Annotated in this window: 6 protein-coding genes and 4 pseudogenes; 7 read left to right on the top strand and 3 right to left on the bottom strand. The window is 68.6% G+C overall.

Annotated elements, in window-relative coordinates; genetic code table 11:
* Window positions 1–329 (bottom strand): annotated as a pseudogene (locus ABZS71_RS31670) (sugar ABC transporter permease); the annotation flags it as partial.
* A 35-nt stretch (window positions 330–364) separates the two neighbouring features.
* Window positions 365–1,771, bottom strand: a complete 1,407-nt coding sequence (locus ABZS71_RS31665) for an extracellular solute-binding protein (protein WP_356215530.1) — start codon at window positions 1,769–1,771, stop codon at window positions 365–367.
* 137 nt (window positions 1,772–1,908) lie between these two features.
* Between ABZS71_RS31665 and ABZS71_RS31660 the strand changes: the two genes are divergently transcribed.
* The 4 genes from ABZS71_RS31660 to ABZS71_RS31645 all read left to right on the top strand — a co-directional run bounded on the left by ABZS71_RS31660 (window position 1,909) and on the right by ABZS71_RS31645 (window position 7,176).
* Window positions 1,909–2,955 (top strand): zinc-binding alcohol dehydrogenase, encoded by a 1,047-nt coding sequence (locus tag ABZS71_RS31660; RefSeq protein WP_356215528.1) that lies wholly within the window; start codon window positions 1,909–1,911, stop codon window positions 2,953–2,955.
* Window positions 2,956–3,029: 74 nt separating this feature from the next.
* The gene (locus ABZS71_RS31655) at window positions 3,030–3,830 is read left to right on the top strand and encodes a sugar phosphate isomerase/epimerase family protein (RefSeq protein ID WP_356215526.1); all 801 of its coding nucleotides are present in this window, start codon (window positions 3,030–3,032) and stop codon (window positions 3,828–3,830) included.
* The gene (locus tag ABZS71_RS31650) at window positions 3,827–5,218 is read left to right on the top strand and encodes a hypothetical protein (protein ID WP_356215524.1); all 1,392 of its coding nucleotides are present in this window, start codon (window positions 3,827–3,829) and stop codon (window positions 5,216–5,218) included. The genes ABZS71_RS31655 and ABZS71_RS31650 overlap by 4 nt, the downstream gene beginning before the upstream one ends.
* The gene (locus ABZS71_RS31645; protein ID WP_356215522.1) at window positions 5,215–7,176 is read left to right on the top strand and encodes a glycogen debranching N-terminal domain-containing protein; all 1,962 of its coding nucleotides are present in this window, start codon (window positions 5,215–5,217) and stop codon (window positions 7,174–7,176) included. Before ABZS71_RS31650 ends, ABZS71_RS31645 begins: the two co-directional genes overlap by 4 nt.
* Before the next feature lie 65 nt (window positions 7,177–7,241).
* Here the strand turns inward: ABZS71_RS31645 and ABZS71_RS31640 are convergent, their stop codons facing one another.
* Window positions 7,242–7,715 (bottom strand): cupin domain-containing protein, encoded by a 474-nt coding sequence (locus ABZS71_RS31640; RefSeq protein WP_356215520.1) that lies wholly within the window; start codon window positions 7,713–7,715, stop codon window positions 7,242–7,244.
* Window positions 7,716–7,915: 200 nt separating this feature from the next.
* Here ABZS71_RS31640 and ABZS71_RS31635 point away from each other — a divergent pair.
* From ABZS71_RS31635 to ABZS71_RS31625, 3 pseudogenes are all read left to right on the top strand, one after another.
* A pseudogene (locus ABZS71_RS31635) lies at window positions 7,916–8,168 on the top strand (glycosyltransferase); the annotation flags it as partial.
* A pseudogene (locus ABZS71_RS31630) lies at window positions 8,116–8,851 on the top strand (DNA cytosine methyltransferase); the annotation flags it as partial. The pseudogenes ABZS71_RS31635 and ABZS71_RS31630, both read left to right, overlap by 53 nt.
* A 48-nt stretch (window positions 8,852–8,899) precedes the next feature.
* Window positions 8,900–9,229, top strand: a pseudogene (locus tag ABZS71_RS31625) (transposase); the annotation flags it as partial.
* Window positions 9,230–9,238: the final 9 nt, after the last annotated feature.

The following is a 9,238-nucleotide window of genomic DNA, read 5'->3' as shown; positions in this document are numbered from 1 at the left end:
GCTGCGACGAGGCCGAGGATCACGGAGCCTGCGGTGGCTCCGATCGTGTAGAGCAGTGTGGTGCCAAGGCTGCTCCAGAAGCCGGGCGAGCCGAAGACTTGCTCGAAGTTGTCCAGGGTCCAGCGGCCGAAGAGACCGTTCTCCTGAATGTTGACGAGCTTGGAGTTCTGGAAGGCGAGCAGGATGGTCCACAGGATCGGCAGGATCACGACGACCAGGACGACCAGGAAGGTGGGGGTGACGAAGGCGAGGCCTGCGCGGTTCTCCCGCCTGCTGGAGGTCTGTGGCCGGTAGCGGCGCTTCTTCGCGGCGCTCTGAATTGTGCTCATGGGTCGGATACCTCGATGACGGAGCGGCCTTGCGGCTACTGGAGGGATTTCTGAAGGGCGGCCACTTCGTCGTTGGCCTCCTTGGCGGCCTCGGCGGGCGAGAGCTGTCCGCCGGTCATCGCACCGATGGCTTTGGCAAGGGGCAGTTCGCCGTTGGTGGCGCCGACAAGGGTGCCCTGCCCCTGAGTGAGGCCCCATCGCTTCATGTCGCTCACACCGGTGACAAGCTGGTCGAGGAGCGCGGACGGGTAGGCCTTCTTCATGGATTCGTGGTGGTCGACGCCCATGACACTGGAGCGCCACGCGCGCTGGAAGGAGCCGGGAGCGTCGGGGGTGCCGGTGCGGACCGGGATCTTGCCCTCGGGGGCCATGCCGAACCAGTCCGTGTACCCCTTGCCCATCATGTATTCGATGAACTTCTCGGAGGGTCCGGTCTCGGCGGTCTTGGTGACGGCCCATGAGGTGATCTCGCCGAACTGGGCGGGTGCCTTGCCGTCGGGGCCCTGCAGGGATGTGACGACGCCGGTGTTGCGGGCGAGGAACTTCGGGTCCTTCTTGCATTCCCGGCAGCTCGGGAGTGCGTCGGAGCGCAGGCCTGCCAGCTCGTCCAGGAGGAAGGAGGACCAGACCATCATGGCGGACTTGCCGGAGAAGTAGGTGGCGCGGGTGGTGTCCACGCTCTGGGTTCCTGGCGCTCCGTGTTTGCGTGCCAGGTCGTCGTAGGCGGTGAAGGCCGCGCGGCAGGCCGGTGAGTCGAGGGCTGGTTCGCCCTGTCCGTCCACGAGCTGGCAGCCGTTCGCCAGCGCCAGGTCCTCGAAGCTCTGCTGGGTGAAGACGTCCGACGGATCGGTGGCGAGGGAGACGCCGTACCGGCCGTTGCTGTCCAGGGCGGCTGCGGCTTTCAGCGCGCTTGCATAGCTGTCGGGCGCCTTGAGTCCGGCCTTGGCGAACAGGTCCTTGCGGTAGACGACGAACTGGAGCCAGGCGTCGGAGGGGACGCCGAGACGGGTGCCGTGATCCTCGGTGAGCGACAGCGCGTTGCTGTTGAACGTATCCGGGTGCAGGTCCTTGACGATCTTGTCCGCAACTTCGGTGTTGAGCAGTCCGTTGCCGTACATCTGCCAGACCTGGCCCATCGGCACGGCGCCGATCACATCCGGAAGCTTTCCGGCGGCGGCTGCGGACATGATCAGCTGCGGCAGCTGGGCCTCGTCGACGCCGACAAGATCGACCTTTACGCCTGTCTCTTTCTCGAACCGGCTGACGACCTTCTGCGTCGCGGCCATCCGCGGCGGCAGGTTCTCCTGCGACCACACCGTGATCCGGTTGTCGGATTCCTGATCGGCACCTGAGACGCCTGAGCAGCCTGCTAGCAGGCCTGCGGCAAGGGTCGCGGCGAGCCCGAACACGGTCGCCCTCGACCGTCGGGTCTTCATCACCATGCTGTTTCCTCACGCCACTTATGCACTTTCAAAGTGCATCTCAGCATCACTTTTGTTTGTTGACAAGACATAACTCTGAGATATCTTCGACGTAAGTCAGCGAGCAACACCCCCTCTCAGCACCATCGGAGCCCTCCGTGGAACGCGTCGTCCAGTTCACCGGCCCTCGTCAGGTCGAAGTCGCCGAGCACGAGAGCTCGCCCCTTCCTCCCGGGCACCTGCGAGTACGCACCAGGTACTCCGGCATTTCCGCCGGAACCGAGCTCACCGCCTACCGGGGCACGAACCCGTATCTGACACGCACCTGGGACGCCGGGGCCCGGCTGTTCCGCGACGGTGCAGCAGGCATCGAGTATCCGGTGGCGGGCTGGGGCTACTCCGAGGTCGGCGAGGTCACGGAGGTCTCCCCCGAGCTCGCCGGTACGCCGGGTATGCCGGTGACCGGCGATGTGGTCTGGGGTATCTGGGGTCACCGCAGCGAGGGCATCGTGCCGGCCGAGCGCATGGTGGGACACACACTGCCCGCCGGGCTCGAACCTCTGGCAGGGGCCTTCGCCCGGGTCGGCGCCATCGCGTACAACGCCGTACTGGCTGCCGACATCCATCTCGGCGAGGACATCGCCGTATTCGGTCAGGGTGTGATCGGCCTCCTCACCACGCGCCTTGCTCAGCTCAACGGTGCCCGGGTCACCGCAGTCGACGCCCTTGACGACCGGCTCGAGACGGCCCGAGCCTACGGAGCGCGGCACACCTTGAACGCCCGCACCGACAGCGTCGCCGAACGCATCCGTGAGGCCACCGGCGGCGCCGGCGCCGATGTCGCCATCGAGATAAGCGGCGTGTACCCGGCGCTCCACGAGGCTCTGCGCTCGGTCACCGTCGGTGGCCGGGTCGTCGCGTCCGGCTTCTACCAGGGCGACGGGACGGGGCTGCGACTCGGCGACGAGTTCCACCACAACCGCGTACAGCTGATCTGCTCCCAGATCGGCGGTGTCCCGCCGCAGCTCGCGGGACGCTGGACCGTGGAGCGGCTCCAGCAGACGTTCCTGTCCCTGGTGGCGGAAGGCCAGGTCGACGTGGAGTCCCTGGTCAGCCACACCGTCCCGGTGGAGGACGCCGCCGATGCCTACGTCCTGCTGGACGAGCGGCCCGCGGATGCGCTCCAGGTCGTGCTGGAGTTCTGAGCCTGCCCGGCCCCCTCCCGCGACACGAACCACACGACTGCGGCGCGCTGCTCGTCAGCGCCGAAAGGCACCCCGTGATCAAGACCGCCTGCCAGGAACAACTGCTTCCCGGCAACTCGCTCCAGGAGAAATGGTCGTTCGCCCAGGACGCCGGCTACGACGCCATCGAACTGCGCTCCAAGGGCGACTTCCATTTCCGTGACCGCCTGCCCGAGCTGAAGCAAGCTCTCACCGACGGTGTCGTCATGCCCACCGTCTGTGTCGACATGCTGCACTTCTTCGCAGCGTTCGACGATGCCCTGCGCCGGGACGCGCTGGAGCAGATGAAGTCACAGCTGAGCGTCGCGGCAGAGATCGGTGCGCTGGGCGTGCAGACCCCGGCCTCGTACGGAATGTTCTCGCGTCGCCTGCCCCCCTTCGAACCGCCGCGCACCGAGGAGCAGGACCGCGACGTGCTGCTCGCCGGCCTGACGGAGCTGGGCGAACACGCGCGCAAGGAGGGCGTCACCCTCTACCTGGAGCCGCTGAACCGGTACGAGGACCACATGGTCAACCGCTTGGAGCAGGCCGCGGACCTGATCCGTACGGTCGGGCTGGACTCGGTCCGTATCGGTATAGACAGCTACCACATGAACATCGAGGAAGCCGATCCGTCGGCTGCGATCCTCGCTGCCACCCCGTACATCGGCCATGCCCAGGTCAGCGATTCCAACCGGTTCCAGCCGGGGGCCGGTCACCTGGACTGGCCGGCCTGGCTCGGCGCCCTGAACACCATCGGCTTCGAGGGCTATCTGGCCGCCGAGTGCCGCCTGACCGGCGACCCTGTCGAGGCCGTCCGTTCGATCCCCGCGTTTCTTCGGAGGTCCGGCGCGTGACGCTGTTGCTCGAGACCCCCGTGCCCGCCGCCGTCGACGACCTGACTCTTCGACGCGGCGCGGCACGGGTCCTGTTCACCAACTGGACGGGAGGTTCCACCGTCCCGTCCCGTGGCCTGTATCCCCACCAGTGGAGCTGGGACTCGGCCTTCATCGCCATCGGCCTGCGGCATCTGTCCGTGCGGCGTGCTCAGCGCGAGCTGGAGACGCTGGTCGGCGCCCAGTGGGCCGACGGACGGATTCCGCACATCGTCTTCAATCCCGCGGTCCCCCTCGACGCCTATTTCCCGAGCCCTGATTTCTGGCGATCCTCTCGGGACGGCGCGGCAGCGGGAGCTCCGGCAGGTATCGAGACCTCCGGGATAGTGCAACCCCCAGTACACGCGCTCGCCGCCTGGCTCGTCCACCAGGCCGACCCCGAAGCGTCGCGCCGCCGCGGATTCCTGCCCCGCATGTACGGACATCTGGTGGCCTGGCACGACTACCTCACGGGCCCCCGCAACCTGGGCGGCGGGGGTCTCGCCGCCATGGTGCATCCGTGGGAACCCGGCATGGACAACAGCCCGTGCTGGGACGGTCCCCTGCAACGTGTCGAACCGGCCGCGACGGGCTCCTACCGGCGCGCCGACCTCGACCACGGACAGCCCGCGGAGCGCCCCACCGATCTGGACTACGGCCGATACGTGCGCCTCGCCACCGACTACCGCGACAGCGGATACGCGGACAAAGGCAGCCGGCACGCCTTCGCGGTCGAGGACCCCTGTGTCAACGCGCTGCTGATCCTCTCCGAACACGCACTCGCGCGCATCGCCGCCGAGATCGGGGCCGATCCCGTGCCCCACGAACACCGGGCCGCACGTCTGACCGAGGAACTGGTGAAGCGACTCTGGTCGCCCGGTGACGGAATGTTCCTCTGCCGCGACCTGGTGGGCGGCGGTCTCCTCGCCGAACGCAGCATCGCCGGACTCCTCCCTCTCATCGTGCCCGGGCTCCCGCAGGACCTCGTGGACGCACTGATCCGGACGGCCACGGGCCCAGGTTTCCGGCTCGGCGAGATCCCGATGGTCCCGTCGTACGACATCACCCGGCCTGCCTTCGACCCGTCCCGCTACTGGCGCGGGCCGGCCTGGTTCAACACCAACTGGCTGCTGGAACGGGGCCTGCGCCAATACGGACAGGTCAGTGCGGCGGACCGACTTCGCACCTCAATGCTCGCCGCTGCGGGGGCCTGCGACTTCGCGGAGTACGTGGACCCCTTCACCGCGCAGGCCCGCGGTACCCGCGACTTCGGGTGGACGGCCGCCCTCACCCTCGATCTGCTGGCGTCTGCCCCGTCCGCGGGAAACTCCAGCCGCACCACCGACCCCTCGAACGGAGCGCGAACGTGAACGGTACAGCGGACATCACCCTCGTCCGCGCGGGCACCTTCGCCGTCCTCGGCACCGAGGGAGGCATCACAGGCCGCCGCGGTACGTCTCCCGACGGCCTTTTCCGGCGCGACGCACGGCATCTGAGTCTCTGGTCCCTGACGGTCGACGGCGCGGCACCCACCGTGCTCGTACCCCCCGGCGGTGACGAGCCCTCCGCCTGCGTACTGATCCCACCGGGTACTCGTGACGAGCCTCCTGCCTACACGGTCTTCCGTGAGCAGACACTCGGTGACGGAGTCCTGACGGAGCGGCTCCGGTTGGTCAGCAACCGAGCGGACCACACCACCGCGATCGTGAACCTGTGTGTCGACGCCGACTTCGCCGACCAGTTCGAACTCCGGTCCGACGGACGGCATTACAACAAGGACGGCGCCCGTCGCACTGTCCGTGTCGAAAGCGACGGAGTCACCTTCGGGTACGCACGCGGTGACTGGCTCTCCCGTACGACCGTCACCACAGCCCCCGCACCGGCCGCCGTCGCGCCCCTCGGCGCGGAGGGCACGGCCCACCGACTGGAGTGGCAGCTGTCCCTCCCCGGGCACGGAACGGCGGGACTGCTGCTGACCGTTGCAGCACACCCGCACGGCTCACCCGCCCCGAAGCCGCTCGTCACGCCGTCCGAAGCCGCGTCGGCCGGTGCGGCCGACACCGCGGCCTTCGTCGGCGAGGTGCAGCTCCCGATGCCTGACGACTCGCCCGCCGGACTGGCCGCAGCATGCGCCCGCGGTCTGGCCGACCTGGCAACGCTGCGGGTACCGACCATCGGTCCTGACGGCGAGAAGCTGCGAGTTCCCGGCGCCGGAGTTCCTTGGTTCCTCACCCTTTTCGGCCGCGACTCCCTCCTCACCTCCCACTTCGCACTGCCGTACCGGCCGGAACTCGCCGCAGACACACTCGCGGCGCTCGCAGCAACGCAGGGCACACGGTACGACGCAGACCGAGGTGAACAGCCGGGCCGTATCGTCCACGAAATCCGCCACGGCGAATTGGCCCACTTCCGCCAAGTACCGTACGGCCGCTACTACGGATCCGTGGACGCGACCCCGCTCTTCCTCGTGCTCCTCGACAGCTACACGCAGGCCACCAGCGACAGCTCCCTCGCCGCCCGTCTCGAAGCACACGCACGTGCGGCCATTGCGTGGATGTTCCGGGACGGCGGCCTGGAGCATGACGGCTACCTCCGCTACACGCCCGACCCCAACGGACTGGTCAACCAGAACTGGAAAGATTCCGCCGGGGCAATCTGCTTCCACAACGGCACCCAAGCCGAGGGGCCGATCGCAGTCGCCGAGGCTCAGGGATACGCATACGACGCGCTGGTCCGCACCGCCAGGCTGTCCCGCGAGGTCTGGAACGACCCTGGCTGGGCCGGCGAACTGGACGCGGCCGCCAGCGCTCTGCGTACGCGCTTCCTCCGGGACTTCTGGATGCCCGAACCCGACTTTCCCGCCCTTGCGCTGGACGGGCAGGGGCGACAGGTCGACTCGCTCGCGTCCGACGCCGGGCACCTGCTGTGGTCAGGCATTCTCGATCGCTCCCACGCACAACGTGTCGGACGGCGACTGCTGCAACCCGACTTCTTCTCCGGATGGGCCATCCGCACTCTGGCCGCCGGGCAGCCCGGCTACCACCCGCTCTCCTACCATCGCGGCACATGCTGGCCGCACGACAACGCCATCATTCTGCTCGGACTAGCCCGCTGCGATCTGGCACCCGAGGCACGCACGCTGGCCCTGAGCCTCCTGGAGGCGGCCGCGCACCACGACAACCGCCTGCCAGAGGTATTGGCCGGCTACGGGCGCGCGGAACACCCCAAGCCGCTGCCCTATCCTCACTCCTGCGCACCGCAGGCCTGGGCAGCGGCAACCCCTCTGGCGATCCTCACCGCCCTCCTGCACGCGGACGGGAGCACCTGACCAGCTGAACTAGCGGCCCTATTCAACAGTAGGAAGGTCAGCCGGGGTTCCCAGTCACGACCGGGCTACTCCTCGGCACATTCCGGAGCATCCGCGTCCACCGACAGGGGGCTGCCCTCGGGCACCAGATAGGTGGCGTACAGCTCCACCGGCTCGGTGCCGAGATTGCGGCCGATATGCACATGGTGGGAGCCGGAGGGCTCGATGAAGGACGTGCCCGCCGGGGTCGCCTCGACCGAGCAGTCGTGGAGGGTCCGGGTCAGGGTGCCGGACTTGACGACGGCAATGAGCGGGCCAGGGTGGTAGTGCCAACCGGTGGAGCCGCCCGGTTCGATGGTGATCGTACGGACGATGACATCCGTACGCCCCTCGGCCTTGACCTTCAAGGTCCCGGCGGAGGTGCCCTTGGCGAGCACCGTGCCGGTTACCCCGCTGCCGGGCGTGGCGACGGCGGCCGTGGACCCGAACGCCAGGGCCGCCGCGCAACCAGTCGTGACGAGAGCTCTGCGGATTCTCCGTGTACGGAACGTACGGCGCATGGGATCCCCTCCGACGATGGCCGACTCCCCTGTCGGCTCGCCCGAGGGACTGCCCACGGCAGCCATCGGTTACACCCCGGCTCATGGCAGCCCTCCTTCAGCCCTCCAGGAGGATGTCCCTGCCCACGTCAGCCTCGCCCCCGATCACAGTCGTCATCGCCATCCGCCTTCGCGAGGACCGACTTGGCTACTTCACCGCCATGCGCGCCAGCCTGACGCGACAGACCGTGCCCTGGCAGGCAGTGATCGCCATCGACGGCGCCGATCCCGGGCGCCTGCCCGCGCGGCTCGCGGACGACCCGCGCGTCCGCACTGCTGCCCCGCCCGGTCGGCGCTGCCTGCGCCCGCAACCTCGCCCTCACCCGTGTACGCACCCCGCACCTGAACTGGGCTGACGACGATGATGAGTTCACCGACGACGCCATGGCCGTACGGCTGGCCGCTCTGGAAGCGCCTCGGCCTGGTGGACCAGCCGCTGGTGCACCAGGCGGTCGCGGACCTCGCCGCCGGGCGGGATACCCGCGAGAAGCTGCTTGCTGCCTGCCGGGATGAGCGCAGTCTGCTGGCCGCCGAGCCCATGCGCCTACCTCCATGCCCTGAACACGGTGGGCGAGCCGGAGTGGGTCGCCATGGAGGAGGTCCCCGACGTTCTGCCGCTGTGGCGCCAGTACGCGGCCACCCTCCGTCGGTGGGGATTCTCCGTATGGACCGGCATCCTCAACGCCGCCGACTACGGCGTACCGCAGGCGAGAAAGCGCGCGATCCTGCTCGCCTCCCGGGTCCGTACTGCCGAACCGCCCGCTCCCACCCACGCCCAGGTCGCCGAGCCCGAGTCGTTGCTCGGGCCGGGCCGCGCTCGGTGGGTGTCCATGGCCGAGGCCCTTGGCTGGGGCGCCACCGACCGTCCCGTCCCCACCGTGTGCGCCGGCGGCGGACCAGGAGGCGGCCCCGAACCCTTCCCTTCCGGCTCCCGCCAGACACTCGCCAACGCCCGGGAGCGCGGCCTGTGGCGCCCGCCAGTGCCCGCAGCAGACGTGACACTCGAACCGCAGACGCGTGGAGCAGGTTGGACATCCAGGCACGGCCCCCGCTCCGCCACATCCGCAGATGCCCCGGCCCCCATTTTCACCAGTAAGAACTCCTAACGAAATGATCTTCGAGGTGGTTGGGTCACTCCGGGACTGATGATCCGGGGGTACGGGGTGGCTCGGCCGAAGCCGTGTGAAGTCGATGACGAGTCGTGGGCGGTGATCGAGCCGCTGTTGCCCAAGGTCGAACGTCGGACCCGGCATCCGGGACGCAAGCGGCATCCGGACCGGCTGGTGTTCCAGGGCATCCTGTTCGTGCTGCACACCGGGATCGCCTGGGAACACCTGCCGCAGGAACTCGGCTTCGGCTCGGGCATGACCTGCTGGCGCCGCCTGGCCGAGTGGACCGAGGCCGGGGTGTGGCCCCGGCTGCACGAGGTCCTCCTCGCCAAGCTCCGCAGCGCAAGCGCCCTGGACTTCGACCGGTGCTTATCC

The sequence above is a fragment of the Streptomyces sp. NPDC005393 genome, assembly GCF_040606675.1.
Taxonomy (GTDB): Bacteria; Actinomycetota; Actinomycetes; order Streptomycetales; family Streptomycetaceae; genus Streptomyces.
This window is presented reverse-complemented; position numbering and strand designations above follow the sequence as displayed.

Excerpts from the sequence above, each read along its gene's own strand:
- ABZS71_RS31665 (WP_356215530.1), bottom strand. The coding sequence starts at position 1,771 with ATGGTGATGAAGACCCGACGGTCGAGGGCGACCGTGTTCGGGCTCGCC.
- ABZS71_RS31640 (WP_356215520.1), bottom strand. The coding sequence starts at position 7,715 with ATGCGCCGTACGTTCCGTACACGGAGAATCCGCAGAGCTCTCGTCACG.